Source organism: Klebsiella sp. CN_Kp106 (assembly GCF_040064575.1).
Taxonomy (GTDB): Bacteria; Pseudomonadota; Gammaproteobacteria; order Enterobacterales; family Enterobacteriaceae; genus Klebsiella; species Klebsiella michiganensis.
This window is the reverse complement of record NZ_JBEAIG010000015.1, coordinates 45,142-70,495: the sequence shown is the minus strand read 5'-3', so window position 1 is coordinate 70,495 and position 25,354 is coordinate 45,142. Positions and strand designations below refer to the sequence as shown.

The window sequence follows — 25,354 nt, the reverse complement described above, 5'->3', positions numbered from 1 at the left end:
GGGTATGTGGTTAACCACAATAGAGCTGACCCCGCCGCGATTTTTACACTGTAAATCATCAACATTGTTTATTCATCACATGCAAAACAATGACGTGACAAATGTTTCGTTATTGCTGCGCGAGGGAAAAATATGGACAGCAGTAAACGACAGTTTCTGGCGCAGCTGGGCGTTCTCACCGCCGGCGCGTCTCTGGTGCCGCTGGCGGAGGCGAAATTTCCCTTTTCGCCGGCCCGCCGCGAAGGCGCCTCCGGTCATCGCTATGCCATGCTGGTTGACCTGCGACGCTGCATCGGCTGCCAGGCCTGCACCGTCAGTTGCGCAATCGAAAATCAGACGCCGCAGGGGGCGTTTCGTACTCACGTCAATCAGTATCAGGTGCAGTTGGGCGATCGGGTCACCAACGTCCTGCTACCGCGGCTGTGCAACCATTGTGATAACCCGCCCTGCGTGCCGGTCTGCCCGGTGCAGGCCACCTTTCAGCGCCAGGATGGCATTGTGGTGGTGGATAACACCCGCTGCGTCGGCTGCGCCTACTGCGTCCAGGCCTGCCCCTATGACGCGCGTTTTATCAACCATGAGACACAAACCGCCGATAAGTGCACCTTCTGCGTTCATCGCCTGGAAGCCGGGCTGCTCCCCGCCTGCGTCGAGTCCTGCGTCGGCGGCGCGCGGATCGTCGGCGATATCCAGGACCGTCAAAGCCGTATCTCGCAGACGCTCGCCCTGCACCATGACGCCATCAAGGTGCTGAAGCCGGAAAACGGTACCGTCCCCCACGTTTTCTATCTCGGACTGGACGAGGCGTTTGTTACTCCGCTGATGGGACATGCCCAACCCGCGCTCTGGCAGGAGGTATGAATGAGCCAAACCATGATCATTGAGGAAGTGCTGGCCCGTCCGCAGGAGGTGAGCTGGCTGCCGTGGGCGGTGCAGTATTTCTTTTTCATCGGCATTGCCGCCTGCGCGGCGCTGTTTGGCTGCCTGCTTCACTGGCGCAAAAGACACGATGCGAAACTGGAACGGCTGACGCTGCTGATTGCTCTGACCTGCGCGATTACCGCGCCGCTGGCGCTGACGGCGGACCTGCATCAAACCGCCCGCTTCTGGCACTTTTACGCCTATCCCACGCCCTGGTCGTGGATGCCCTGGGGGGCGCTGTTTCTGCCGCTATTCACCCTCTTTCTGGGCCTGTGGTTTGCGGTACGGCAGTTAGGTCTGCTGCGCAATAGAAGTGACAGCGTCACAAAATGGCTGGCGCTGGCCAGCGCGCTTACCGCGACGGGGCTGCTGCTTTACACCGGACGCGAAGTCTCCGTGGTTCAGGCCCGCCCGGTCTGGTTCAGCTACGCCTTTGTGCTGGCGATGTTCTTTAGCGCGCTGCAAACCTTTTTCGCCCTGCTGATTGTCGCGGTACGCAATGATTTTCAATGCCAAAGGCAGTTGGCGATATGGCAGCTCTCAGCGCTTATGCTGCTGGCCGTCATCGTGGCGATCTGGGTCAGCGGTGATACCCTTTCCGGCTCGGCTATTCGTCAGTGGCTGGTCATTTCGCCTTCAGCCCGTCATTACGCGATCGGCTGGCTGGCATGCTGGCTTATTTCATTGATCTTTTGCGCGCTTGCCCTGCGTTATCCACTGACGCTGCCCGTTCGCGCCCTGCTGGCCGTCAGCGCCATGGCGCTGAGCTGGCTGATGCGCTGGACGCTGCTGATTCAGGGGCAAACCATCCCCAAATTTAATGCCCAGTTTAATCCCTATACCCTGCCGGTCGGTACCGACGGCTGGCTCGCTATCCTTGGCACCTTCGGCCTGTGGATTGCGCTGCTCATTATTGTCCGTGAAACCGTAAACGGACTCGCAAGGAGAAGGCAACATGGCTAATTTAACCCGTCGTCAGTGGCTCAAAGTCGGCCTCGCCGCAGGCGGTCTGGCGTCTTTCGCCCTGAGCTATCGCGAGGTGGCAAAGCGCGCCCTTGACGGCCTGCTCAGCGGTACATCCGGTAAAGTGACCCGCGATCGTATTTTCGCTAATGCGCTGATCCCGGAAGCCAATGCAAATACCGGCTGGCAACAAAATTCTCGGCAGGTTATCTCGATGACCCAATGTTTTGGCTGCTGGACGCAGTGCGGCGTTCGGGTGCGGGTGGATAGCGAGAAAGGCCAGGTACTGCGCATTGCCGGCAACCCTTATCACCCGCTTTCTCATGAGCACCACCTCGACTCTTCCATTCCTTTTTCAACCGCCATGGCGCAGCTGGCGGGTGAAAGCGGACTTGATGCCCGCTCTACCGCCTGCGCGCGCGGCGCCACGCAGCTCGAGGGACTCTATAGCCCGCTGCGGCTCCTTGAGCCGATGAAGCGCGCGGGTAAACGCGGCGAAGGGAAATGGCAGCGCATCAGCTTTGAACAACTGGTGAAAGAGGTGGTTGAAGGCGGCGATCTGTTTGGCGAGGGGCACGTTGATGGTCTGCGCGCGATTCACGATCCGATCGCCCCCGTTGACCCGCGGCATCCGGGATTCGGCCCAAAAACCAACCAGCTACTGGTCACCAACACCAGCGACGATGGGCGCGATACCTTTTTACGCCGTTTTGCGCTGAACAGCTTCGGCAGTAAAAACTTCGGCGCACATGGTTCCTACTGCGGGCTGGCCTATCGCGCGGGCTCCGGCGCCTTAATGGGCGATCTGGATAAAAACCCGCATGTGAAGCCCGACTGGGATAACGTTGAGTTCGCCATGTTTATGGGAACGTCGCCCGCCCAGTCAGGCAACCCCTTTAAACGCCAGGCCAGGCAGCTCGCCAGCGCCCGCCTGCGCAATGACTTTCAGTATGTGGTGGTCGCGCCGGCGCTGCCGCTCACCACGGTGATGGCAGACGATCGCGGGCACTGGCTGCCGGTGATCCCCGGGAGCGATTCGGCGCTGGCAATGGCGATGATTCGCTGGATTATTGAAAACCGGCGCTACAACGCCGATTACCTGGCGCTACCGGGCGCGCAGGCGATGCGGCAGGCCGCTGAAAAGAGCTGGACCAATGCGACACACCTGGTCATCACCGATGACCAGCCGGAGCTGGCCGGACAGCATTTAACCCTTGCTCACCTGAATGCGGAGGGCGCCAGCGAACCGGTGGTGGTTAACGAAAGCGGTGACGTTGTCGCCGCCAGCGGCTGCCCGCGCGGCGCGCTCTTTGTAACGCGCCAGCTAACCCTGCCGGACGGGCGCAGCGTGACGGTCAAAAGCGGCTTCCAGCTGCTGAAAGAGTCCGCTGAAAAGCTCACCCTGACACAGTACAGCCAGCAGTGCGGCGTCGCGGAAGATAAGATCGCGGCGCTGGCGGATGCCTTTACCCGTCATGGTCGTAAAGCCGCGGTCATTACCCACGGCGGCATGATGGCCGGCAACGGATTTTACAGCGCCTGGGCGGTCATGATGCTTAATACGCTAATCGGTAATCTCAGCCTGGAAGGCGGCGTGTTTGTCGGCGGCGGCAAATTCAACGGCGCGACAGACGGCCCGCGTTACAACCTGGAGAGCTTTGCCGGTAAAGTGAAGCCGAAAGGGCTCAGCATCGCGCGCAGCAAAACCGCGTATGAATCCTCCGAAGAGTATCGCAGCAAGGCGGCGGCGGGCGTCTCCCCCTATCCGGCCAGAGCCCCGTGGTATCCGTTCGTCGCCGGACAGCTGACCGAGCTGCTGACCTCGGCGCTCGAAGGCTACCCCTATCCGCTGAAAGCGTGGATTTCCAATATGACCAACCCGCTGTACGGCGTGCCCGGGCTACGCGCGGTTGCGGAAGAGAAACTAAAGGATCCGCAGCGGCTGCCGCTGTTTATCGCCATTGACGCCTTTATGAATGAAACCACCGCTCTGGCCGACTATATCGTTCCGGATACGCATAATTTCGAAAGCTGGGGATTCAGCGCGCCGTGGGCCGGCGTCGCCAGTAAGGCCACCACCGCCCGCTGGCCGGTCGTCCCTGCCGCCACCGCAAAAACCGCTGACGGTGAGCCAGCGTCAATGGAAGCATTTTGCATTGCGGTGGCGAAGCGTCTTAATCTGCCAGGATTTGGCGAAAACGCCATTACCGATGCTCAGGGTAACCGCTATCCACTCCACCGGGCTGAGGACTATTACCTGCGCATGGCCGCGAACATTGCGTTTCTGGGTAAAGCGCCGGTTGCTGAAGCCATTAGCGAGGATCTGACGCTGACCGGCGTGCAGCGTATTCTGCCGGTTATTAGCCAGACCCTGAAAGCGGACGAAGTGAGCCGGGTAGCCTTTGTCTACTCCCGCGGCGGGCGCTTCGCGCCCGACACAAGCGGTCGCGCGGAGAATCGCGTCGGTCAATTGTGGGAAAAACCGCTGCAAATATGGAACGCGGAGGTTGCCGCCCACCGCCACGCCATCACCGGCGAGCGCTACAGCGGCTGCCCGGCATGGTATCCGGCCAGATTGTCCGACGGACGCGCTGTCGAAGCGCTTTTCCCGCGACAGCAGTGGCCGCTGAAGCTGATCTCGTTTAAATCCAATACCATGGCCAGCGCCTCGACGGTGATCCCGCGCCTGCATCACCTTAAGCCGAGCAATCTGGTGGCGCTGAATCCGCTGGACGGCCAGCGCTACGGCCTGGCGCACGGCGACCGCGTACGAATTTCCACCCCCGGCGGCCAGGTTGAAGCCGTCATTAGCCTGTTAAGTGGCGTGATGCCCGGCGTCATCGCGATTGAACACGGCTACGGGCATCGCGAAATGGGCGCGGCGCGGCACACCCTCGACGGTGAGCCCATGCCGTTCGCGGCGCAGATTAAAGCCGGCATTAACCTTAACGATTTGGGATTTGCCGACCCAACCCGCGAGGTCAGCAATACCTGGCTGGACTGGGTCTCCGGCGCGGCGGTGCGTCAGGGGCTGCCGGCAAGGATTGAGAGGGTGTAGACCGCTTCGGTACGTACAGGGTTGTGCTCCTTAGCGTACCGGTATCGAGGCGGCCATGATTAGTTATAAACCACCATCATCACGCCGGTTCCGTTGAAGGCGCCGGTCGAGGTTGGCGTCCCAGCCAGCGTTCCTCTTAACCGTAGCGAGGACTGAGAGCCGGAATAGGTGGTATTACCCGGCGCTGAGTTAGCTGCCCCAAGTCCCAGATTGGCACGCATGCCGTTGCTGAGCGGGATATAGGTATTGCCTGTTTGTAGCTTTAACACATAGCTCACCGAGGAAGACGTGCAGGAAACGCCCACCGTACTATCAGCCGTTTTGCCCGCCGCCTGGTCAAGCATTAGCGTACCGAAACTTAGCGTTACCTGAGGCACAGACATGGCGCACCACTCGTTTAGCGGTGGCGCCGTCATGCAGTTTATACCGCTACCGGCTCCCGGCGGATAAACAAGGTCGGAAAAATTAAAGTTACCATTAGCTTCACGAAGCGTGTATCCAAAGCAGACGGTGGAAGAGCCTCCCACGACACTGTAATTTCGGATGGAAATTTGATTTCTGACGCTATCGACGCTCGCGTTAAGCACTTCTCGCCAGGTTCCCTTATACGGGACGCCGGGCGGAGGATAACTCGTGGCAACATCCGATGTCCCCCAAAAGTCGCCATTCGCAGTCAGCGCGTTTGCAACCAAAAGCCCGCCATTACTGCCTAAGTTCGCTGGTGTATCCAGGCTGACGCTACCTGAACTCACGGTAATATCACCTGTGGTGATAATCCACTCAGTACCCGTACCGAAAGGGACCAACCTTACTGCGGTGACCGTTTTCCACCGATAGTTTTCACCGTACACGGGTACAGAAACCGGCACGATCATGGCTGCCGCTAAGGCTGCCTGAAATAGCTTTTTCTTCACCTGCACTCTCCTGTGCATAAAATAGCGTTACTGGTATTCGGCCCGCAGGGTTGCGGTGGCGCTAAATAATCCTTCCACCAACTCCACCCCGTTGCGCTGAACAAGGAGAGCTTCAATACTCGGCAGCGTCACGCTATTGATGTTGATGGCCTCGCCCAGCTTAAACGGCTGGCCGTTCTGGTAGATTTTCACGCCAAGATTGGCCTGCTCAGGGGTCACCACGGTGGCATTGTCGGCATCAAACCCGGCCGCGTTACCGCGTACGCTAAGCCGCAGCTGCCATGCAAGGGTGCTGTCTTCACATTTCAGGGTTAGTGGAACGGTTTCACGGTATTTTCCCTCCACGATTTTTTTTATTCGGACATCACCGAAATCCACATACACAGGGCCGCCTTCGCTTATTGAGCAAGCCGGTGGCGTCACCAGAGTGCCGATAAACTCGAGGTTTTCCGGGTCTGCCGCCTGAAGAGATGACGTCATCATCAGGCCGACCAACAGCAAGGGGGCATATCCGCTCAATTTCATCATGTTGTTTCCCTGCGCCATTTACTGATACTCCACGACAAGCGAAGCCATGACCCTGAACGGCCCACCGCTCAGAGTCACTCCGCTTTGTTTGATGGGGGCGGCGTAAAGCTTGGGGATATTGGGGTCGGTGAAATTTAGCCAGGTGCCAACGTTAAGGCGGGTATCACCATTGTACAGGGCGATGCCCAGCCCGCTTTGACCTCCCGCCAGCGCCGTGCTGTCAAAGCTTGCCGCTGTCCCCGTTATGCGCACTTTCTGTTTTGACGATACCGCCATGGAGCAATCTAAATCGAAATCAATCAGCTTCCGGTATTGCGTCCCGTCGATACGGGTGGTCATCACCTCGTTGCCAAAGTTGACGGTGATAACGTTATTGTTATGTACCACGCACGGAGGCGCTTCTATTAAGGTGCCGCTAAAGTTAACCGTTGCGTCGGCCAGCGCGCTGGTGCCAAAGCACAACGTAAGGGGAAGCACCAGGCCACGCAGATTTATGGGGGTCACTATGTCTCTCTCCTCTCGCGTCACTGGTAGTCAATGACCATGGTGCCTGTGCCGAAAAACGGACCTGCGGTAAGCGTGGCGTTATTCTGAGCCACGGGTACGGCCCACAGCCTGGGTTTATTGGCTGTGCCATTGAAGTTGACATAATTGCCGGGAGTCATGAGCGTGGTGCCGGCACTTCCGCTGTACAGCCGTATGCCCAGGCCCCCTTTACTGGTCAACAAAAGACCGCTGCCAAAACTCGCCAGAGACCCTCGAATCGTCAGTTTGAGGGCATTACTGTTCAGGCCAGTACAGGTGAGACCATATTGAATCTCTTTCTTATAATTCACTCCGTCTACCAGACGAGTAATCAGATCATCACCAAACTTCACGTCTACGGTGTTGTTACCGTCAATAACGCACTGCGGCCCATCGATCAGGGTGCCGTTGACGGTGATAGTGGTGGTATCTCCTTCAGCGGCCTTCGCCTGTCCGCCGGAAAAAAGCAGTAAGGCTCCAGCAATCATCAGATACGCTCGGGATGTTATTGAGTGTTGGCGCGTCATATCAGCCTTCCTTTGGTAGTGCCACTTTTCCCGCCCGGCATAGCGTCCCGGTGCAGGTAAACGGTAATAATCGCGCGCTGCCATAATCATTAATAAACATCAGCGTCGGATTATTTCCCAACCGCAAGGTGGGTAGCGTCAGCGCCGCTTTATCTTTTGGAGAAACCATCACGGGCTCGAAATCGTCCAGCGCTTTTCCGTTCAGGCTGTCACGCGCTTCAACAAATGAAAAATGGTACGGTGTCGGATTATTAACCTCATAGCGGTCCCCCTTACGAGCGAGGGTCAGCGTTTCTACGCCGGGCACCGCATCAAGCAGGGGATCCACCTTAATCCCCTTTGGTCGCCAGAACACTTTCATTCGCGTCTGCATAGCCAGCATCAGAACGTTAGGTTTGTCGGATTTTGGCGGGATCTCGCGTAAGTTAAGCCAGAATACGCTTTCTCTGTCGTTGGGCAGTGAAGAGGCATCCGCAACCTGCTGTACCCTGATCATCGTTCTACCGTCGGGCTCAATACGCTGTACGGGCGGTAAAATCATCAGAGGGCCGTTTATTTTTTCTTCTTTCTCGTTTTCCATCCACCCCTGGGCGAGATAGGGATCCTGCGTATTATTATTTTTCACGCTCAATCCGACAGATTTCTCCCCTTCATTGAAAATAACCCGGGAGCGTTCCACAGATAATGCAGCCTGAGCTGAATGCTGGCTTCCGGTAAACAGTAGAATACCCAGAAAAGACGTTAATTTAAGTTTCATACTTTCACCTGTCGTATCACTTACAGGACCAGAGTTATTTCATCTAGCAGATAATTTACATTTTATGTCTATCTGTACATATGCGTTTTTAAGGGGGAGATCCATTTTCAGAAATGGCATGATGAACATTCCTAAATTTGCACCCCACCCATTATTAATATTCATTTTCGTCCCTGCTTATTAGCCGAGACAGTTGTCCTGGACAAGAATTAACTTGCCAGCTTCCAGCGGAGAGTATGACTTCTCCCTTTTCCGGTTTTGATACTGATCACTTTACCGTTTGATTCCATCTGGCATAATAAATAACGCATGCTGTAGATACTGATATCCATCTCATTGGCTATTTCTCGCGTTGTCAGCCATACCTCATCATCCAGTTCGCTTTTTCGTAACCGTTTTTTGGTCAAGCGTTTTATACTTTGTAAAGCTCGCTCTTTATCATCGAGCTGTCTCTCCATATCACCGGACAACGTGGTTTTCCATATTAGCTGATCTTCATCCGCATCACGTTCGTGATTATTAACAACCTCAGCATATTTATCAGAAACCGATTTGGTACCCAGCCACGAAACGAAATCACTGTATCTGGTGATATTGACTTTCCGCATAATCGAGCGTCGATAGCCACTGAGCGCCTTAATACTACAGCCCATTTTGCGAGAAATTTCATCGTGGCCTAAGCCCTGGCTCAAATAGCCTAGCATTAGCTGTTCACGCCATGTCAACTGGTAGGGACCAGGACATTTATTACAATTTGGTTTACGTAAGTCAGGAGGCCCGCACATGAGATCGGCGAAAAACAGCATGAACAGTTTGCGCCGGATGGTCGCCACTGAGTTCCTCATCGCGAGAACTGAACTAACAACCGGGCAATGAAAGTTTTTATCATAGTGTTCACTACGTGGATAAACGCTTAACCACTTTTTCTTGAGGAGCTTAAATTTATAGTCATTGTGGGCGCGAAATCGTTGACAATCGACCCAGTCAAAGGCTTTTTCCCCAGGAGATTGCACTTGCACAATGAGATCGGCTTCCTGCGATTTTTTGACTAAGGATACGGTAATATTGCCGCTAAACTCATCCTCAAATAACTCCTCAAGGAGAAAGACCACCCCCTGAGAAAAATAATTATTCTCAGTTGCCACATAAACCGGCAAATAGGTACCTCTGGTGTCATCCATCATATTTTCTCCTCTTTCCCGAACAATTAATATCTCTACATAAATAAACACTAAAATAATTATACAATTGATGCCCCACTCACTCTCTCGGCCATGCGAGCTATATTTTAAAAGTAACGTAAATTTTGCCTGAAATTATTTACATTGCATGCGATTCAATTACCCGAATGCGCCAATGTTCAATATAATTCCCGTGTTTTCGAGGATCGCCATACTCATCAACCTTAACGGCTAACTCTGCTTCACCATGAAGACGAATATCCTTCACCACAATCTGAAGCCATCCAGGAAGATCGGACAATTTTTCCTGTAATACCAGGCCCGTCAGATCGGTGTCCGCAATCACGGTACCATCTGACAGACGGCGATTGACCGAAATGGTTAGCGCCGCTTCAGAGTGCTCATCCTCGAACAGCGGCTCTCCCGCATGGATGACTTTATACCAGGCCTGCTCACCCGCAGTTTGTATGCCCTCCTCCTGGCGAAATTTCTCCAGCCATGCGTTATCCCGCGCTTCCTTTTGCTGCTTGATCTTGTGCATCGCATCCTCGACTCGCTGATTGGCGCGGTTAAGATGGCGCTCAAATTCCTCCTGAGATAGCCGGCGTTCGCCGCGTATCGTTTCGCTAATACCGGCCAGAAAGGCCGCCTTATCAACATGAACATCTTGTTCATTCCGCTGTTCGAGTACGCCCAAAATGTCAAACCCCATCGCCATCCCGGCGGCAAAATCGGCCAGTTCATCGTCGGTTGCCGGCAGTGCGGGATGCTGTGCTTGCTTAAGGCTCGATTGCAATTTTCTGGTTACTACTTGCCACTGCGCATTTTTCTCTTCCAGCTGATTGGCACGCACGGTGAGCGCCTGGAGCTCCTGTTGTTGCTTGCCATTGTTCTCCATTGCCGCGGCGAGCTGTTCAGAAGCCGCCTGGAGGGTAACGAACTGCTGCTGTACTTCACGGTGTCGCAAAGCGAGTTGAGCCTTCAATCTCTCTACCTCATTGCGCGATAGCTGGAAATTTTCGCGTAAATCAATCTCTGCGGGACTCAGTGACGCATGTTGCCTTAACGCCTTAAACCAGCGCCCCAAAATCTGGGGATCGGGTAAAGAGGGATTCTTACTGGCCCCAGCCACTAACTTGTCCCGGTCTTCCGCTACCGTTGGCGCCTGCTTATCCGTCGGTTTAGAAGGCGTAATCGCAGGTGATGTCATTCGCTTATCGGCGGCAACAGCCGGTGGTACTCTTTTTTTTCTTGTTGCCGCCGGAGGCGGAGCTTTAGATTTCTCACCGGGCAGCGATCGCTGTACAGCAGATTTTTGACGCGGCGCAGAAGATTTGTCTTCCTCCGCTTGTGGCTGAGACGGGGATGTAATGGCTTTATTTTCATCATTGCGTGACGTCCATTCACGAGCATAGTTCAACACATCCGCCCGTGAAGATGAAATCAAAACGATACCCATCATCAGGACCAAAACGTTCCCTGCTCTACGATCCATTAAATATTCTCACCCGTTGGCTTCACGGCGAGGCTATTGAGCATTTCGGCGCGGACCTCCGAGCATAATTTTACCGCCTGAAACTTATACAAAGCGTCAATGGCATTACGCGTTTCAGGATTAACGGAACTTCGTACGTTGGTATAGCCGGAAGCGCCGAGCATCACTCGCTCAAAGCGAGACTTGAGCTCGACATGTTTAATAGGGTTAATCGACTCCAGCGCCCTGAGTTCTTTTTCGCACTGCACCATATCCAACTCCCCGTCTGAAGTCGTGGGGGGATCCACGGATTCCATGGAAGAGGTAACCTGTGACGGAATGTTTTTTGCGACGCAACCCGTTAAAAATGTACCTGCGATGATCGCTGCTATACATCCTGATTTAAACATTATTTAATGCACTCCAGTATATGACTTATTAATGTCTTCTTTCCTGAAAATAAAGCAACAGGAAGCATGCAGATTCTTATAAAGAACATTCAAATGGTTATTTGACCCATGAATAAATAGCAGCCCAGAAAAGTTAACCAACTGACATTTTGCGTAAAGCAGTAATAACTCATCAGCCCGGGTTTTAATCATATTCCAGAAGAAAAGTGGTGACGCATTCAAAATCTCCCTCTCTGACCAGATGATGTACTGGTGCGGAAATAAAGGCCTGAAAATTTAAAAAAGTATCTCCCGCCTTCAATGCTGCCGGCCGCATAGGGACATTGGGTTTTACCGGCATACCGTTCTCATCTTCCAGCGCAATGGCAATACCACTCGCCGTTCCGCTGACGGCGAATAGCCCTGGCTGAGCGCTATCCTCAGTTCCCATAAAGGTTACGGTCACCGTGTCGCCCAGCGAGAGATCGCACTCCGTCAACCAGATTGAAAAACGCTCGCGTTCGCTGCGGGGATATTTCATAAATGTCTTAGAAGGCACGTTACGAAAATCGACAATCTGATCTTCCGAATCCACGTGTAATTCACAAGGGTCGGCAATCAGATTCCCGGAGAAATGAACGTCAGTATCGGCATGAGTGACCGACACACCAGCCAGCAAAAGCAGCAGAGGAAAGCTTGCCAGGCTGAGTACGCACACGATATTTTTTTTCATTATTCGTACTCCAGGCCGATATTCACCACGCTGCGCCATTCATTAGCCATCAGCGGCGCGGGAAGACGCCATAGCTGAGCCTGCACCACCAAATCGTTGCGTCCCGGATAGAGAATCTGCGGTCGACTCTGGATCGCGGGTCGTAAGAGTTCTCCCTGTCGGTCGCTAAGGCGCAACGCGACCCCTTCTACGCCACCATGCACCCGGAAAAAGCGGTCATCCATCGGTTCTGCTTCCCCATAGATAGTCAGTCTTACCGCAGACTGTCCGTTTAACATCGTGGCGCCGCGCATCATTTGGCGATCGCGCATAAACGAGTATTCTCCCGGGCAACGATCTAATTTGATGTACACCAGTACTGATGGCGTAACGCTACCCGGCCGTTCCAGTCCCCAGGCAACGGTGCTGCCCAAATCGATCTCTTGTTCTGCCGACTCAGGCAGCAGCGCGCACGGTGACGCAACAAGCGTTCCGCTTGCGCGAATGCCGCCATTCAGGCCATCGGTATCCCAGTTAGCGGCGCTCGCCGCGGAAACGACTCCAGCCATCAAAAGCCACAACATGAGGGCGGTATGACCAAATCCTTGTTTCATCAGGCTTCTCCTGTGTTCAGCTTCGGCGTCCATCAGCTTGCCGGGGTATCCGCAGCCCGGCAGATGTTACCGCTGCAGCTAAACCGCAGGGTTGGCTTACCGCCGAAGTCGTTAATCGTGGTGACATGCGGCACGGTATAGTGCGCGCTATTGACCATCGAGGTGGACTTCGGCGGTACCATCACCGTTTGAAATCCGCTGGCCACCGCCACTTTCGGCGCAGCGGTAATCCCGATCACCGTCATGTAATAGGGCGTCGGGTTTTCTACCCGATAACCGCCGTTCACTTTATGCAGCACCAGTTGGTTATCCCAGCGGCTATACTTCTCCGGCAGAATGGCTTTGGGGCGATAGAACAATTTTATTTTGGTGTGTAACGCCAGCTGCATCACGTTGGGTCGCTCGCTTTTTGGCGGCACCTCGCGCACGTTGAAATAAAAAATGCTCTCTCTGTCCTGAGGTAACATCGCGGCATCCGGCATGGCGTTGATACGCATCATGCTCTTCCCTTTCGCTTCAAGACGCTGCAGCGGCGGAACAACCACCAGAGGACCGCTGATTTTTTTCCCGTGTTCATCCTCAATCCATCCCTGCGCCAGGTACGGCATTGACGTACTGTCGTTAGTAATACTCAGGGAAATGCTCTTTTCCGAACCGGGGAAAATCGCCCGCGTTCTGTCCAGCGCAATCGCTGCCCCGGCTTCGTTAACCAGACCTGCCGCCAGGCTTGCCAGCACTATCGTCATCGCTATCTTTTTGCTTTTCATTACATCACCATTCACTTTCTCAGCCGCGAGTGACCGGCTTGCACGGCAGCAATAGCTGCTGTGCAGGGATAACCCGTGGCAGTACGACTTCACACTGAGCGGAACCACTCCAGTGCACGGTTAAGCGTTCATCCGGATTTACGCCGGTCAACCAGGCCAGTCCGCTGTCGCTGACCATCCCCAGTTCGCGATCTTTTGCGTTATGTACCGTGGCGCCGAATGGCGGATGGCGCCCATCTTCCTGGCTGAGGATGGCCACGACCTTAGAGCCTTTCAGCACATCAAAACGACGGAACCCGATGGCCCCTTCAGTCAGGGCGAGTTCAACAACCGGCGTTCCGCCAGACTCGACATCGTCTGGCAGACGATTAACGTCAATCTCAGCGCGGGTTCGATAGTAATTTGGCACCCCAGGGATTACCGCGATGCCAAAAGCATTGGTATGGCCCTGAAACCCCACCGGAACACCGCTTACCCCATCAGTACTGACCATCAGACGAGTCCCACCCTGTACCCCACCAGGGTGCAGCGCCACGCCTTCAGCGGTCGCGGTCATACCGCCGCTGGCGGAAATACCAAACGAGGAGTACTGGCTTTGCGCCCAGTTAAAGTTGGTGGTGACATCCGCCATATTGCCCAGGTGCGAGTAGTACCCGCTCATCTGGCTGCGAGTTCCTTCCCCACCGCCGACGCTGTTGCCGGCGTTGATGCTGTAATAGTCGTTGTTATCCAGCCTTTGGCTCCAGCTGGCATTTTGTGTATAGCGGTCGCGGCTCATGCTGCCGTTATAGCCAACGGTTCCCGATCCAAACGGCATCGTCAGTGAGATATAGGCGCTGTCGTCCTTACGCCCGTTAAATTCACTGCGGGCGGCGTTGAGGGACAACGACAGATGCCGCCAGTCGCTGAGGTCAAAATATTTATTCAGCGACACGCTGTAGCGATCGGTCGCCGGGCGGTTCCAGTAAGTCTGATGCGACCAGTTGATGTGCGTCGACAGGCGCAGGTCTGCGAAATTTTTGGTCGCCTGGAGGGTATAAAGCTCTTTGCTATTCCCGACGTAGCCTTCCCGATAGCGCATATCCAGATATTCACCCATGGTGAGATAGTTGCGCTCAGAAAAACGGTAGCCGGCAAACGTCACTTCACTGTTGATTTCATCAAAACGTTTGGAGTAGCTCAGGCGCCAGGATCGCCCTTGCCTGTTTTTATCATCCGGGAAACGCGCGCTGGCATGAGTCACGTCAGCAGAAAGTGTCCCGAAGGCGTTCATATCACGACCCGCCCCCACCGCCAGGCTGTTGTAGTCCAGGGAAAAAATGCCACCTCCGTACAGCGACCACGCGTTGGTAAGCCCCCACGAGAGCTCACCTGTGGCGAAGTATGGTCCCTGAGTGCTGTGGTTATAATCGCGCGGACGACCGGTGGTCATTTTATAACGCAGTTGGCCGGGGCGCGTCAGATAAGGAACCTGAGCCGTTTCAACCGAGAATGTCTGCACGGAGCCATCCTGCTCTTCAACGCGAACATCCAGACGTCCGGTCAGGGCGCTGTTGAGTTCCTGAATACGAAACGGGCCAGCGGCAACCGTCGTTTCATAGATGACTCGACCCTGTTGGCTGACCGTCACTTTGGCGTTGGTACGGGCAATGCCGGAGACTTCAGGCGCGTAGCCTCGAAGTTTAGGCGGCAGCTGGCTTTCATCGCTCGCCAGCGACAAACCGGTATAGCGCCAGGAGTCAAAGAGATCGGAAGAGAGATAATCCTCACCAACGGTGAGTTTCGACATCATTCCAGGTAACGCGCGATAGGCGTAGAAACGACTCCAGTCAAAATTACGTGAATTTTTATCCGCGCGTCCGGTCGTATTGTAATAGCTCCCCTGATAATCCCCCCTCAGGCGCCAGGCACCCAGGTTAACGCCTGTTGTACCACTGATACTGGCACTCTGGCTCTGATTACCCTGACGAGGCCAGGTGACGTTGGTATTCAGGTTATAGTCAACCAACATCCCGGGGATGCCCTCTTCCCAGCGGGAAACAGGCAGCCACGAAGCATCCTGATATTCCAGCCAGGCCTGGGGGACCGCAATTTGCAGGGAAGATTCTGACAGATCGCCGCGCAGGACGACGCCTTCAAGAGCGGAAAAATCAGCGCAACGCCCCTCGTCGAGCCACTTAATCATGTTGAGCGCGTCATCCCGCAGACCGAGAAGTTCGACCTGCGCAGGCGTCAGACAGGTTTCTACAACCACCCCATCGTCACGGGTTCTTTCAATAAAAGAAATTTCCTGGTCAGAAATACCGTGCTCATTTAAACGCATGCTGAGCGTATAGGTTCCGGGCATAATATAGCCGGCCCGGGAAAAGCGCGATAAGTCGATATTTTCCCGGTCTTCCGAGTCCAGAATATCAATATTAAATTCTACCGCCACTACCGGTGATGTAGAACCCAAAATGGCAATAGCAATGTAAATACCCAGACGTCGCAGGTAAAAAGCTGGTGGTCTGCTTTTTTTCATTTTTTAAAATCCATTTATTGCCTGGTAGAATTCACCGGCGGGAAGTGTCAATCCCGGAAATAATTTAGATGAGAGGCTCATCTGTTTTTATCATTCATATTTCCCGCTACTGATAGGTCACCATGAAACGAATAATTCCGTACCAGTCGCCTTCTGACAACGTTTTTCCACCGCGCACTAACGATAATAAATAACGTAATTCATTATTTTCATTTTGGATCATGACGGCAGGCATCGGTATTCCATCACGCGCCACATCGCCAGCCTGATTGTGGATACGCAGTCCAAGCCCCTGCGCCTCGCCATTGACTTTAAAAATATCCGGGCGGAATATCTCCGTTTCGCCACTAAAGGTAATATTTACGCTTTGCCATAAACCGCCGCGAATCCGTTCCAGTGAGCAATTCACCAGCCGAACCGCAAAAGGTTTGATGACCGCTTTGCCTTCCTGATTAAGATCGCTATACGAGATCACGCCGAATGGAATCTCCTGCCAGATATCGTCGGTATGAATAGAACAGGCCGACTCCTGAATTTGACCATTCATTGTAACCAGGCCCCGCCCCTGGTCGGATGCCTGAGACAGCGGTGATATGCCTAATAACAAACTCAACATCAGAGAACGCGATATATTTACCATGACTGTGCTCCTGAATATCGGGCTGCAAATGCAGCCCGAATAAAGCTACATGAGAACAGGACTCACCTTATTCATAAGCCAGGGTAAAGTTGGTCACTGCTTCAAAATCACCCGGAGTGACGTTGGTTACGGTAGAGATTTTTTCGAGGTAAGCGCTGAAGTTTAGGGTATTGTCGCCAATGCCCAGGCCGCGACCGCTAGTAGGTACCAATAAAGTCACGGGTTGACCAGAACCATCTTCAATACGCACGCCGGCGCCAGCGGCCTGACCGGAAATAGCCAACATGGTCATATCTCCTGGGACATTACCGCCAGCAAAGGTCACTTTAACGGTGTTATACATCGGGTCGCCGTTTGAATCCTTCTCGAAGGAGCAGTTTTCCAGCTCGATGTCGAACGGACGAGGAGTGGAAATACCGCCGTTATCTAAATGAGTATTGGAAATCTGACCCAGTTCAATACGCTGATCGCCGTAACCATTTTTGATTGAGCATGGTGCATCAATAATGGAACCCCAGAAAGTCACCTTGCCGCTTCCCTGATCGGCCTGAGCTGCGAAAGAGGCGACACCCATAGTGAGAACAACAGCAGATGCAATTTTGCTAATTTTCATAATACATTCCGTTATATTAAAAGTTACTGGATAACCATCCTGAAAATAACATCAGAAGATAATAACGCATATTTATGCTGACAAAATACCGCTATATCCTCTTGAGTTATGTGTATTCCTGACAGCGAAATCATACTAACTTGAAAAAGCTTACAATTGAACATATGCATCTACCAAATGGGTAATTACGAGCTAATAATTTCATTAAAAAATAATTTGCAGGATAAAATCTCGCAAAAGCAGTTTAATACGACAATGTATGTAAAAATATTACCAATAATTTAAAAAAATATATGCACAACTTAAAAAAATTTCATCGACAGCATCACGCAATTAAAAAAACCATGTATTTCATACAATTGCAAAAGATCGATGTGCTTGTGAAATATTAGGACTCATCCGTAAGAAAATTCCTAATACATATTGTAGGAAGCGAAGTTTAAAAGCTGAAAAATCCTATGAAAGGGCAGGATTTCTTTATAGAGAGGAGCGCGGAGAGGCTATATTTTACCAGTTGGTCAAAATTCCCTCTGCGGAAGAAATAACCTTATAGAGATGTTGGTCATGCGATCATGATCCACAGCAATATCTTATGCGGTATCTTGCAGGGTTAGAGGAAAGGAATAACCAGGTAGCCGACTCGCTGCCGTAGTGAATCGTCAGGGTGATATCGCAGGCCAGAGAAAACCGCATACCCCTACAGCAAGAGGTGTTATTTTGCCTGTTCCTTGTTATTCTGCTGAATTGTTGTCCAGGTGATTATCATTCAGCGTGGTGATTTTTCAGACGCTGCCCTGGCGCTTGCCGACTCACACTCCAGACCAAAAACGCGGAGAGCGGCAACCCCATTCACACCTGCCCTGCAGGTGTTTTTTCCACAGGGAGATTAACCGTGAGATTTGCATCAGTGCCTTTCAATCAAAATCAGGTGGGATGGCCGCTTAATGAAGAAGATCTTTATCGACAGCCCTCGCTGAGCGGAGACATTAAAGCTGACTGGGTGATTATCGGCTCCGGCTATGCCGGCGTAAGCTTTGCCCGCAGGCTGGCCAGCCTCAATCCGCAGCTGAACATCGTGCTCATCGACGCCGAATGCGCCGCGACCAGCTCCTCGGCGCGAAATTCCGGCTTTATCATCGGCCTGCCGCACAATATCGGCAGCTCTACCGCCGAGCTGAAAAAAGCGCAGGATTACCGCGCCCTGCTCCAGGAGGGGATCCGCCTGCTCGATGAAACGGTGACCGAGCACCAGATTGCCTGCGAATGGGAAAACGTCGGGAAATACCACTGCCAGATAGATCCGTCCAGCGAAGCCATTATGCAGGAGTATGTGGATAACCTGCAGCTGATGCAGGAGCCTTACAGCCTGCTGGACGGCGAAGCGCTGTACCAGAAGCTGGGAACCCGCCTCTACAGCAAAGGTATTTACACCCCCGGCTGTATTCTGGTGAACCCGGCGAAACTGATTGCGGGCCTCGCGCGTCATCTGCCGGAAAACGTCACGGTTTACCATCAAACCCCGGCGCTGGCTATGCGTCAGGAAAACGGCGGCGTCAGGGTGACGACGCTGCAGGGCACGATCCGCGCCGACCAGGCGATGCTGGCGACCAACGCGCTCTCGCGCGAACTCTCGCCCACCGTGAGCCGCCAGGCGTCAATGGCGACCTACGCCAGCATTACCGCCCCGCTCACCCCTGAACAGCGCCAGCGTCTGCCGGCAATGGAAAGCTGGGGATTAACGCCGGTCAACGCGATCGCCGGCGCCACGCTACGCTATACCCACGATCATCGTTTTCTGGTCCGCCAGCATGTCGATCCGGCATTGCGGGGAGTGATTACCGCCGGACAGACCGCCAGCGCCGCGCGCCAGCATCTGGCGCTGTTCCACGCGGCCTATCCGCAGCTGCAGGATGTGCCGCTGGAGCGAACCTGGTCCGGGACCATCAGCGTCACCCGCAACGGCGCGCCGGTCTGGGGGCGTCTTGCGCCGCAGATCTGGACCGCCGGGGGCTGTAACGGCGCCGGCGTATCTAAACAGACTATCGCCGGGACGCTGCTTGCCGATCTGGCGATGGGCCAGGACAACCCGCTGATCGCCGCGATGCAGTCGCTCGGCCAGGCGAACGTTATGCCGCCTTCGCCATTCCTCGATATCGGGGTGGCGGGCGCATTATGGAAAGAGCGTTATGTGGGGCGCAAAGAGATGCCCGCGTAGTCGCTGTCTGACAGGTTTCACTGCCCGGGCGTGAAACCTGTTGTTTGGGCTACTCCGGGATCGCTTCATCTTTACGCAGGGTCAGGACCTCGAATCCATCCGCGGTGACGGCGATGGTGTGCTCCCACTGCGCGGACAGTTTTTTATCGCGGGTGACCACCGTCCAGCCATCTTTTTTGGTTTTAATTCGGCTATCGCCCTGGTTCACCATCGGTTCAATGGTAAACACCATCCCCTCCTTGAGCACGGCGCCGGTTCCGGGTATGCCGTAATGCAGCACCTGGGGATCTTCGTGCATCTCTCTGCCGACGCCGTGGCCGCAGTACTCCCTGACCACGCTGTAGCCGTTACCTTCGACATAAGTCTGGATCGCATGGCCGATATCGCCCAGCGTCGCACCCGGCCTGACGACCTTGATCCCTTTCCACATCGCTTCGTAGGTTTTCTGCACCAGCCGACGGGCCAGCGGTGAAACCTCGCCAATCAGATACATTTTGCTGGAATCGGCAATCAGCCCCTCTTTTTCCAGCGTAATATCCACATTCACGATCATGCCGGATTTCAGATGCTCGCTCTCCTTTGGCATACCGTGACAAACCACTTCGTTGATCGACGTATTCAGCACGTAGGGGAAATCATACTGCCCTTTGCTGGCCGGGCGCGAATGCAGATCGTTGACGATAAAATCCTCCACCCGGTTGTTGATGGCCATGGTGGAGATACCGGGCTGAATAAAGGTATCCAGCATGTCGAAAACCGAGGCCAGCAGCTCACCTGCGCGGCGCTGTCTGGCCAGCTCGTCCGCGGTCTTAATGGGAATTGATAGCATTGATCACCTCCAGCAACCGGTCAGAGCCGGACTTGAGCATCAGCAGCTTAATTTGCTGATGGTTAAGTTCGGGATAGAGCTCGCTCATCATACCCAGACGGATCCAGTACTCCGCCTGCGCGTTGACCGAACGCGACATCGCCTTGCTGGCGTCACGAATATCGTCGTGCAGCAGGTCGGAAATTTTTACAATGCCCATTTATACGTACCGTAACAATTTATATATGTTTCGTATATTACGCCTCCCCGCTCAAGCAGACAACGTTTGCCGTCAGAAAGCAGAAAATGGGGTTGCGGTTTTTGTCGCCCGCGCTACGGCTGGTTAAGGTTCAGAGCCACTATCTGGATGTTCCGAGGTTCAACAACGGTGCCTTTCGTCGTCACAAATGCATTGTGGACGACGTCCCCGCTCTCTTTATCCACCAGCGCAATATGCGGTTCATCATGCAGGATATTTTTATGCCCCCACGCCATCAGGGAAAACAGGATCGGCGCCAGGCTGCGGCTTTTTGGCGTAAGGATATACTCATAACGTTCGCGCACGCCTTCTTCCTGATAAGGCGTTTTGCTCAGTAAACCCAGTTCCGTCATTTTCTTTAACCGGTTTGCCAGCGTCTGCTTAGGCATTTTTGTATGCGAGCGGATCGTTTCAAAGCGCGTCACGCCGTAGAAAGCCTCTCTTAAAATCAACAAAACCCACCGATCTCCCAGGATTTCCGCTGCCGCAGAAAGCCCGCAAAGCTCCGGTAATAGGTAGGCAACTGAATTATTTTTTGACATGTCCGCTTTCGCTCTTTAATCTGAGTATGAATTTTAGACCTAGCTTATCAAGGAGAATACAATGCCCTTCGTCAATGTACAAACCATTAAAGGAATAATGAACCCGGAGCAAAAAAAAGAGCTTTTACGCCGCATGACCGATCTGATTGTCGAAATTGAAGGGAAAGGCGATCCCGAGTTCCGCCGTTCAGTCTGGGTTCGCATTGATGAGCATGAGCCGGAACAGTGGAGTCTGGGCGGCATACAGCCCACGGCTGAAGCGATCGCGGCAAAATTTTCGTCTGCTCAATAGCTCTGCAAGGTAGCGTATTTATCGATTTACGCCTCGCCCTGTCGCCGAAATGCCAGCAGCGAGGCCCGGCTTTCACCACAATGCCGGCAACAAGTCCAGCGTGTCAGCTACCAGCGCCCGCCTGTCGTTGCCCGGCTTCCAGATAGTGACCATCGTTTGGCCGATCCCCTGATTGCCGACTTCGGTGCGCAAGGTTGTGACGTTTTTCCAGCGCGCCGCATTCATGTGCGTCGGCAAGAATCCCCAGCCGCAGCCCTGTTCAAGCAGGCCGCGCAGCATCTCCAGGTCGTTGGTGAAGATGGTATGTCCTGAAATTTGCAGACGGCGGGCCACGGGCTCGTCAGTATCCGGGTGCATAATCACCTGCGGCGCCAGCGAAAGTTCCAGCAGGGAAAGCGGTTGTTTAGCGCCGGGAAAAAGCGCTTCGGCGGCGTAAAAATCCATCTCGATTGCCCCTAAGGCGCGCCACTCCATAGCGTCTCCCACGCTACGATGGCGCGCCTGGCAGATCCCCAGGTCGGCCTGCCCACTCGCCAGCAGCTTTTCCGCCTCGTCGCGCGACGCGTTTATCAGACTCAGACGAACGTTGCGCTGGGCCATAGCGCTAATCAGCCCCTGCAGCAGCGTTCTGGGGGTAAAGGGATCGTAGACCAGGGTCATGTCCTGCGTGGCGCTGTTCGGCACCGCCCTGGCAAACGCTTCAAACGCTTTCACCTGGCGCATCAGCAGGTGCGCCTGCCGCTGCAGCTGCTCACCTTCCGGCGTCAGGCGCAGGCTTCGCCCTTCGCGCAGGAACAGCGCATACCCCAGGCCATCTTCGAGGAACTCAATTAAATCGCGCAGCGTCGTCCGGTCCTTGCCCAGCTGGCGCGCCGCTTTCGCCAGGCTTTTGCACTCAACCACGGCGGTGAAGGCCTCCAGCTGGGCAAAAGAATATATCAGGCTCGGCATACGGCCCTCCATTCAGTTGTTGTGGGGGATTTTCCCCCATGATGCGTTTTTTATTATAGGCCGCGTTTTTTTAAGCTGAACACCTTCCTGAGCTGAACGAGTAAAAATATGAAAAGCAAAGTGTTTAACCCTGGCCTGCTGTCTGGCGTTGTTATCAGTCTCTGCAGCGTCCTGCTGGCGCCCGCCGCGCAGGCCGCCTGTACCGGCACCGAACTCAGCGTCTGTCCCGCCCCCTTTGATGCGCCGCTTCCGGATCCCCACAACATGCTCACCTGGAGCCAGACCGACCGGGTAATCGGCTTTCGTAACGACTACCGCAATTACGCTGGCGATGTGTTTCATCACGGTAATGCCGTGCCGTTGCAGGCCGCGGCGAAACGCTTAACCGACGCAAGCTATCGGGTGAACGGTCAAACCTGGAATCTGCAGGATTACCTGCGGCGCCAGAACGTCAGCGGCATGCTGGTGCTGAAAAATGGCAAAGTGGCCTGGAAATATCTGGCAGAAGGCAATACCGACACCACTCTCTGGACATCGCGCTCGGTGGGCAAATCCGTGGTTGCCACCCTGGTGGGCGTGGCGATTAAACAGGGCAAAATTCACTCGCTCGACGATCTCATCACCCAGTATGAACCCGACCTGAAAGGCACCGCCTGGGACGGTGTGACCCTGAAGCAGCTGATTAGCCACACCTCCGGGGTGGCGTGGAATGAGGACTACACTAATCCGCAATCGGACTTCGCCCGGCTTACCGAGTGTGAAGCCAGACCCGGCGCCTATGACTGCGTACGTCAGTTGGTGTCCGGCCTGCGCCGCGCGCATCCTGCCGGCGAGAACTGGTCTTACTCCTCCGGCGGCGCATGGCTGCTGGGGGATGTGCTGGAACGCGCCACCGGCATGACGCTGGCGGCATATCTGGAAAAAAGTATCTGGCAACCCTACGGTATGGCGAGCGACGGCGTGTGGCATGCCTACACAAAAGGTGAGCACGATGTGGGCGCGCACGGCTTTAACGCCACGTTAGAGGATTGGGGGCGCTTCGGTGAGTTCATTCTGCATAACGGCCTGCTGCCGAACGGCGAGCAGATCTTGCCGGAAAACTGGGTTGCCGAGTCATCACGCTGGACTCGGGCGGCAGGCTCGGTGTCCGCGGCGCATCCACACGGTATTTACGGCTACCAGTGGTGGAACAATGAAGTGCCGGCCAATGCGACCAACGTTGAACCTGCGCCGCAGGCATCCCTTCAACATTCGCTGTGGGCGCTGGGCATTTTTGGTCAGATGATAATGGTTAATCAGGCGGAAAATCTGGTCATCGTCCAGTGGTCGACCTGGCCGCAGGCTGAGCCCGCCTTCAGCGCCCAACCGCTGGAAGCCTCGCTGATGTTTAGCGCGATAGCGAAGGCACTGCATTAACGCCGGTTTGGATCCCGTCGGTGCTGAGCGCCTGAATCAGGGGCCTGGCACCGTCGCCGGCGGCAGAACGTTCACGTTTACCCATAAGCTCCCCGTCCGCTCCAGGCCATAGCGGACGGGAGGCGTGAAGGTTAATCGACTCTACATACCACGGTGGCATGATCCCACCATGCGTTCTCATTAATATTCACCTCAAGAACCGTAAATTGCTCCGCCCGAATCTCGTCCAGCAGGGCCTGGAGCGGTCGCAACGTACGCCAGGGTTTGCCCTCTTTAAGTAAATGATGGCGGATAGGATCGTACGCGAGAATATCCTCGGGATGACGCGGGGTTCCGCACATGGAGCCGATCACCAGCCGTCCTCCGGGTTTCAGTAATCTTCTGACTTCGGCAAAGCAGAGGTGGCGGGCATCGTCAATCAGGCAATGCACACAGCTGCCATCAACAATGAGCTCAAACGTCGCATCCTGACACTGATGAATATGGCAGACATCTCCGACAAAAAAATTTGCCGGGAGACCCGCTTGCTGAAAACGATTTTGTGCCCATCGGATCGCGGTTTCGGACCAATCTATCCCCCACACCGAATAGCCTCGTTCCGCAAAATACTGCGCGGCCATCGCGCCATTCCCGCACCCCAGTTCAAGGACAGGCGCGCCGGGTTGGGGGAAATAGTGCTGTAAATGAAGCCAGCTAAAAACGCGCTCCTGCTGTTCTTTGGCCCGGAAATAACCTTCGCCAGCCCAGGCGATAGCGCCATTTGCCAGCAACTGCCGATACTCTTTTTCATAGCGGTTCATAATCAAGACGCCTTTGTCAGCAGCAACGCTCGTCACTTTACGCGCGGTAGAGGCAGGAGAAAAACCAACCGTCAGACACGCTCCGTCATCTCAGGCAGCAATTGTTCAATCACGTCGATAATACTTCTTACCCGCGGTGGGATAAAGCGGGCGTCAGGATAGACCGCATAGAGAACGCGATCGGGTAATCGCCAGGCGGGTAATACCGGTACCAGCCTGCCCGATTGCAAAGCGTGGGCCGCAAGGGGTAACTGCATGCCGCCGATACCGATGCCGGACTCTAGCGCCTGCAGCAGCGCTTCGCTGGTGTTGGCACGGAAGACGGTATTCACTTTCATATCAACCGTTTTATCACCCGAGACCAGCCGCAGCGGCGCGTCCTGCGCGATGCCGCTGAACCGCACGTGCGGGTGGGCGGACAGCTCGCTGACGGCATGCACCGTTTTAAAACCGGGGGCGGCAAAGAGCGCGGTTTCAATACGCGCCAGCACGCGCGCCGCACTCCCCGGCGGCGGTTCACTGCTCAACCGCAGCGCGACATCCACTCCTTCAGCAACCAGATCGGCAATGCGGTCATCAAGGGAAAGCGTCAGTTGCAGCTCGGGGTGCATTTTCTGCAGCGCCAGCAGATGCGGCAAAAAGAGCTGCCCCAGGCCGCTCGGCAGCTGCACGTGCACCCGGCCTTGCCACTGGCGATCGGTTGGCTGTAAGCGTCTTTCCGCTTCATGCATCGCTTCCAGCAAAAGCTGCATATCGCGCCGGTAAATTTCTCCCTGCTCGGTCAGCGCCATCGCACGCGTGGTTCGGTGCAGCAACACCACCCCAAGCTCCTCCTCAAGCGCCGCGATCTGCTGACTGACGGCGGATTGTTTCATCCCGCACTGGCGGGCTGCCGCTGAAAAGGATCCCGCTTCTACCACGCGCAGGAAGGTGGCAATGGCGTTGAGCTTATTATTCATTTAATGAT

The 25,354-nt window shown here is 54.6% G+C and carries 26 protein-coding genes; 6 read left to right on the top strand and 20 right to left on the bottom strand.

All coding sequences use genetic code 11. From position 1 onward, the window contains the following. Positions 1-132: 132 nt before the first annotated feature. The 3 genes from ttrB to ttrA are packed head-to-tail and all read left to right on the top strand — an operon-like array spanning position 133 to position 4,942. Positions 133-861: a tetrathionate reductase subunit TtrB gene (gene ttrB, locus ABLU96_RS09290; protein WP_025106318.1), complete on the top strand. Its 729-nt coding sequence runs from the start codon at positions 133-135 to the stop codon at positions 859-861. Next, a complete protein-coding gene (gene ttrC, locus ABLU96_RS09285) occupies positions 862-1,884 on the top strand; it encodes a tetrathionate reductase subunit TtrC (RefSeq protein ID WP_025106317.1) in 1,023 nt (340 codons plus the stop codon). Continuing rightward, a complete protein-coding gene (gene ttrA / locus ABLU96_RS09280; RefSeq protein WP_064404988.1) occupies positions 1,877-4,942 on the top strand; it encodes a tetrathionate reductase subunit TtrA in 3,066 nt (1,021 codons plus the stop codon). Before ttrC ends, ttrA begins: the two co-directional genes overlap by 8 nt. 59 nt (positions 4,943-5,001) lie before the next feature. On the opposite strand, the gene ABLU96_RS09275 is transcribed toward ttrA, so the two are convergent. The 14 genes from ABLU96_RS09275 to ABLU96_RS09210 form a co-directional block, all read right to left on the bottom strand. Next, a complete protein-coding gene (locus tag ABLU96_RS09275; protein WP_048262843.1) occupies positions 5,002-5,856 on the bottom strand; it encodes a hypothetical protein in 855 nt (284 codons plus the stop codon). 27 nt (positions 5,857-5,883) lie between these two features. Beyond that, the gene (locus ABLU96_RS09270) at positions 5,884-6,384 is read right to left on the bottom strand and encodes a fimbrial protein (protein ID WP_025106314.1); all 501 of its coding nucleotides are present in this window, start codon (positions 6,382-6,384) and stop codon (positions 5,884-5,886) included. Between the two features lie 18 nt (positions 6,385-6,402). After that, positions 6,403-6,888 carry a fimbrial protein gene (locus ABLU96_RS09265; protein WP_025106313.1) on the bottom strand — a complete coding sequence of 162 codons (486 nt, stop codon included), beginning with the start codon at positions 6,886-6,888 and terminating at the stop codon, positions 6,403-6,405. A 20-nt stretch (positions 6,889-6,908) separates the two neighbouring features. Then, complete coding sequence (locus ABLU96_RS09260) at positions 6,909-7,436, bottom strand: fimbrial protein (protein ID WP_348862464.1); 528 nt, start codon at positions 7,434-7,436, stop codon at positions 6,909-6,911. A gap of 1 nt (position 7,437) precedes the next feature. After that, complete coding sequence (locus tag ABLU96_RS09255) at positions 7,438-8,193, bottom strand: fimbria/pilus periplasmic chaperone (protein WP_046877952.1); 756 nt, start codon at positions 8,191-8,193, stop codon at positions 7,438-7,440. A gap of 209 nt (positions 8,194-8,402) precedes the next feature. Further along, positions 8,403-9,377, bottom strand: a complete 975-nt coding sequence (locus ABLU96_RS09250; protein ID WP_064404990.1) for a LuxR C-terminal-related transcriptional regulator — start codon at positions 9,375-9,377, stop codon at positions 8,403-8,405. Between the two features lie 136 nt (positions 9,378-9,513). Then, a complete protein-coding gene (locus ABLU96_RS09245; RefSeq protein WP_224243708.1) occupies positions 9,514-10,836 on the bottom strand; it encodes an FKBP-type peptidyl-prolyl cis-trans isomerase N-terminal domain-containing protein in 1,323 nt (440 codons plus the stop codon). 32 nt (positions 10,837-10,868) lie between these two features. Continuing rightward, positions 10,869-11,258 carry a hypothetical protein gene (locus ABLU96_RS09240; RefSeq protein WP_025106308.1) on the bottom strand — a complete coding sequence of 130 codons (390 nt, stop codon included), beginning with the start codon at positions 11,256-11,258 and terminating at the stop codon, positions 10,869-10,871. Positions 11,259-11,442: 184 nt separating this feature from the next. Next, positions 11,443-11,970: a fimbrial protein gene (locus ABLU96_RS09235; RefSeq protein WP_064404993.1), complete on the bottom strand. Its 528-nt coding sequence runs from the start codon at positions 11,968-11,970 to the stop codon at positions 11,443-11,445. Next, positions 11,970-12,563, bottom strand: coding sequence for a hypothetical protein (locus tag ABLU96_RS09230; RefSeq protein WP_064404995.1), 594 nt, complete (start codon positions 12,561-12,563; stop codon positions 11,970-11,972). Before ABLU96_RS09230 ends, ABLU96_RS09235 begins: the two co-directional genes overlap by 1 nt. Before the next feature lie 32 nt (positions 12,564-12,595). Further along, positions 12,596-13,330: a fimbria/pilus periplasmic chaperone gene (locus ABLU96_RS09225; RefSeq protein ID WP_025106305.1), complete on the bottom strand. Its 735-nt coding sequence runs from the start codon at positions 13,328-13,330 to the stop codon at positions 12,596-12,598. A 19-nt stretch (positions 13,331-13,349) separates the two neighbouring features. Next, entirely contained in the window at positions 13,350-15,851 is a 2,502-nt protein-coding gene (locus ABLU96_RS09220; protein WP_348862462.1) for a fimbria/pilus outer membrane usher protein, read from the bottom strand. 106 nt (positions 15,852-15,957) lie between these two features. Beyond that, positions 15,958-16,491 carry a fimbrial protein gene (locus ABLU96_RS09215; RefSeq protein WP_025106303.1) on the bottom strand — a complete coding sequence of 178 codons (534 nt, stop codon included), beginning with the start codon at positions 16,489-16,491 and terminating at the stop codon, positions 15,958-15,960. A gap of 67 nt (positions 16,492-16,558) precedes the next feature. Next, positions 16,559-17,104, bottom strand: a complete 546-nt coding sequence (locus ABLU96_RS09210) for a fimbrial protein (protein WP_025106302.1) — start codon at positions 17,102-17,104, stop codon at positions 16,559-16,561. An 892-nt stretch (positions 17,105-17,996) separates the two neighbouring features. Here ABLU96_RS09210 and ABLU96_RS09205 point away from each other — a divergent pair. Continuing rightward, entirely contained in the window at positions 17,997-19,319 is a 1,323-nt protein-coding gene (locus tag ABLU96_RS09205; protein WP_047723801.1) for an FAD-binding oxidoreductase, read from the top strand. 49 nt (positions 19,320-19,368) lie between these two features. On the opposite strand, the gene map is transcribed toward ABLU96_RS09205, so the two are convergent. From map to ABLU96_RS09190, 3 genes are all read right to left on the bottom strand, one after another. After that, on the bottom strand, positions 19,369-20,148 hold the full coding sequence (gene map, locus ABLU96_RS09200; protein WP_048262855.1) for a type I methionyl aminopeptidase: 780 nt from the start codon (positions 20,146-20,148) through the stop codon (positions 19,369-19,371). Continuing rightward, positions 20,129-20,347, bottom strand: coding sequence for a ParD-like family protein (locus ABLU96_RS09195; RefSeq protein ID WP_014838522.1), 219 nt, complete (start codon positions 20,345-20,347; stop codon positions 20,129-20,131). The genes map and ABLU96_RS09195 overlap by 20 nt, the downstream gene beginning before the upstream one ends. Before the next feature lie 113 nt (positions 20,348-20,460). Next, positions 20,461-20,928 carry a helix-turn-helix domain-containing protein gene (locus ABLU96_RS09190; protein WP_014229412.1) on the bottom strand — a complete coding sequence of 156 codons (468 nt, stop codon included), beginning with the start codon at positions 20,926-20,928 and terminating at the stop codon, positions 20,461-20,463. A 61-nt stretch (positions 20,929-20,989) separates the two neighbouring features. Here ABLU96_RS09190 and ABLU96_RS09185 point away from each other — a divergent pair, with 61 nt between their 5' ends. Further along, on the top strand, positions 20,990-21,220 hold the full coding sequence (locus ABLU96_RS09185; RefSeq protein WP_014229413.1) for a tautomerase family protein: 231 nt from the start codon (positions 20,990-20,992) through the stop codon (positions 21,218-21,220). 72 nt (positions 21,221-21,292) lie between these two features. Here the strand turns inward: ABLU96_RS09185 and ABLU96_RS09180 are convergent, their stop codons facing one another. Next, the gene (locus ABLU96_RS09180) at positions 21,293-22,171 is read right to left on the bottom strand and encodes a LysR family transcriptional regulator (protein WP_025106299.1); all 879 of its coding nucleotides are present in this window, start codon (positions 22,169-22,171) and stop codon (positions 21,293-21,295) included. 108 nt (positions 22,172-22,279) lie between these two features. Between ABLU96_RS09180 and ABLU96_RS09175 the strand changes: the two genes are divergently transcribed. Continuing rightward, entirely contained in the window at positions 22,280-23,587 is a 1,308-nt protein-coding gene (locus tag ABLU96_RS09175) for a serine hydrolase (RefSeq protein WP_048252258.1), read from the top strand. A 131-nt stretch (positions 23,588-23,718) separates the two neighbouring features. On the opposite strand, the gene ABLU96_RS09170 is transcribed toward ABLU96_RS09175, so the two are convergent. Then, positions 23,719-24,387 (bottom strand): class I SAM-dependent methyltransferase, encoded by a 669-nt coding sequence (locus ABLU96_RS09170; RefSeq protein ID WP_014229414.1) that lies wholly within the window; start codon positions 24,385-24,387, stop codon positions 23,719-23,721. Positions 24,388-24,458: 71 nt separating this feature from the next. Then, entirely contained in the window at positions 24,459-25,346 is an 888-nt protein-coding gene (locus ABLU96_RS09165) for a LysR family transcriptional regulator (protein WP_064404999.1), read from the bottom strand. Between the last annotated feature and the right edge of the window lie 8 nt (positions 25,347-25,354).

Excerpts from the sequence above, each read along its gene's own strand:
- ttrB (WP_025106318.1), top strand. The coding sequence starts at position 133 with ATGGACAGCAGTAAACGACAGTTTCTGGCGCAGCTGGGCGTTCTCACC.
- ttrC (WP_025106317.1), top strand. The coding sequence starts at position 862 with ATGAGCCAAACCATGATCATTGAGGAAGTGCTGGCCCGTCCGCAGGAG.
- ttrA (WP_064404988.1), top strand. The coding sequence starts at position 1,877 with ATGGCTAATTTAACCCGTCGTCAGTGGCTCAAAGTCGGCCTCGCCGCA.
- ABLU96_RS09270 (WP_025106314.1), bottom strand. The coding sequence starts at position 6,384 with ATGATGAAATTGAGCGGATATGCCCCCTTGCTGTTGGTCGGCCTGATG.
- ABLU96_RS09260 (WP_348862464.1), bottom strand. The coding sequence starts at position 7,436 with ATGACGCGCCAACACTCAATAACATCCCGAGCGTATCTGATGATTGCT.
- ABLU96_RS09255 (WP_046877952.1), bottom strand. The coding sequence starts at position 8,193 with ATGAAACTTAAATTAACGTCTTTTCTGGGTATTCTACTGTTTACCGGA.
- ABLU96_RS09250 (WP_064404990.1), bottom strand. The coding sequence starts at position 9,377 with ATGATGGATGACACCAGAGGTACCTATTTGCCGGTTTATGTGGCAACT.
- ABLU96_RS09245 (WP_224243708.1), bottom strand. The coding sequence starts at position 10,836 with ATGATGGGTATCGTTTTGATTTCATCTTCACGGGCGGATGTGTTGAAC.
- ABLU96_RS09240 (WP_025106308.1), bottom strand. The coding sequence starts at position 11,258 with ATGTTTAAATCAGGATGTATAGCAGCGATCATCGCAGGTACATTTTTA.
- ABLU96_RS09235 (WP_064404993.1), bottom strand. The coding sequence starts at position 11,970 with ATGAAAAAAAATATCGTGTGCGTACTCAGCCTGGCAAGCTTTCCTCTG.
- ABLU96_RS09230 (WP_064404995.1), bottom strand. The coding sequence starts at position 12,563 with ATGAAACAAGGATTTGGTCATACCGCCCTCATGTTGTGGCTTTTGATG.
- ABLU96_RS09225 (WP_025106305.1), bottom strand. The coding sequence starts at position 13,330 with ATGAAAAGCAAAAAGATAGCGATGACGATAGTGCTGGCAAGCCTGGCG.
- ABLU96_RS09220 (WP_348862462.1), bottom strand. The coding sequence starts at position 15,851 with ATGAAAAAAAGCAGACCACCAGCTTTTTACCTGCGACGTCTGGGTATT.
- ABLU96_RS09215 (WP_025106303.1), bottom strand. The coding sequence starts at position 16,491 with ATGGTAAATATATCGCGTTCTCTGATGTTGAGTTTGTTATTAGGCATA.
- ABLU96_RS09210 (WP_025106302.1), bottom strand. The coding sequence starts at position 17,104 with ATGAAAATTAGCAAAATTGCATCTGCTGTTGTTCTCACTATGGGTGTC.
- map (WP_048262855.1), bottom strand. The coding sequence starts at position 20,148 with ATGCTATCAATTCCCATTAAGACCGCGGACGAGCTGGCCAGACAGCGC.
- ABLU96_RS09195 (WP_014838522.1), bottom strand. The coding sequence starts at position 20,347 with ATGGGCATTGTAAAAATTTCCGACCTGCTGCACGACGATATTCGTGAC.
- ABLU96_RS09190 (WP_014229412.1), bottom strand. The coding sequence starts at position 20,928 with ATGTCAAAAAATAATTCAGTTGCCTACCTATTACCGGAGCTTTGCGGG.
- ABLU96_RS09185 (WP_014229413.1), top strand. The coding sequence starts at position 20,990 with ATGCCCTTCGTCAATGTACAAACCATTAAAGGAATAATGAACCCGGAG.
- ABLU96_RS09180 (WP_025106299.1), bottom strand. The coding sequence starts at position 22,171 with ATGCCGAGCCTGATATATTCTTTTGCCCAGCTGGAGGCCTTCACCGCC.
- ABLU96_RS09175 (WP_048252258.1), top strand. The coding sequence starts at position 22,280 with ATGAAAAGCAAAGTGTTTAACCCTGGCCTGCTGTCTGGCGTTGTTATC.
- ABLU96_RS09170 (WP_014229414.1), bottom strand. The coding sequence starts at position 24,387 with ATGAACCGCTATGAAAAAGAGTATCGGCAGTTGCTGGCAAATGGCGCT.
- ABLU96_RS09165 (WP_064404999.1), bottom strand. The coding sequence starts at position 25,346 with ATGAATAATAAGCTCAACGCCATTGCCACCTTCCTGCGCGTGGTAGAA.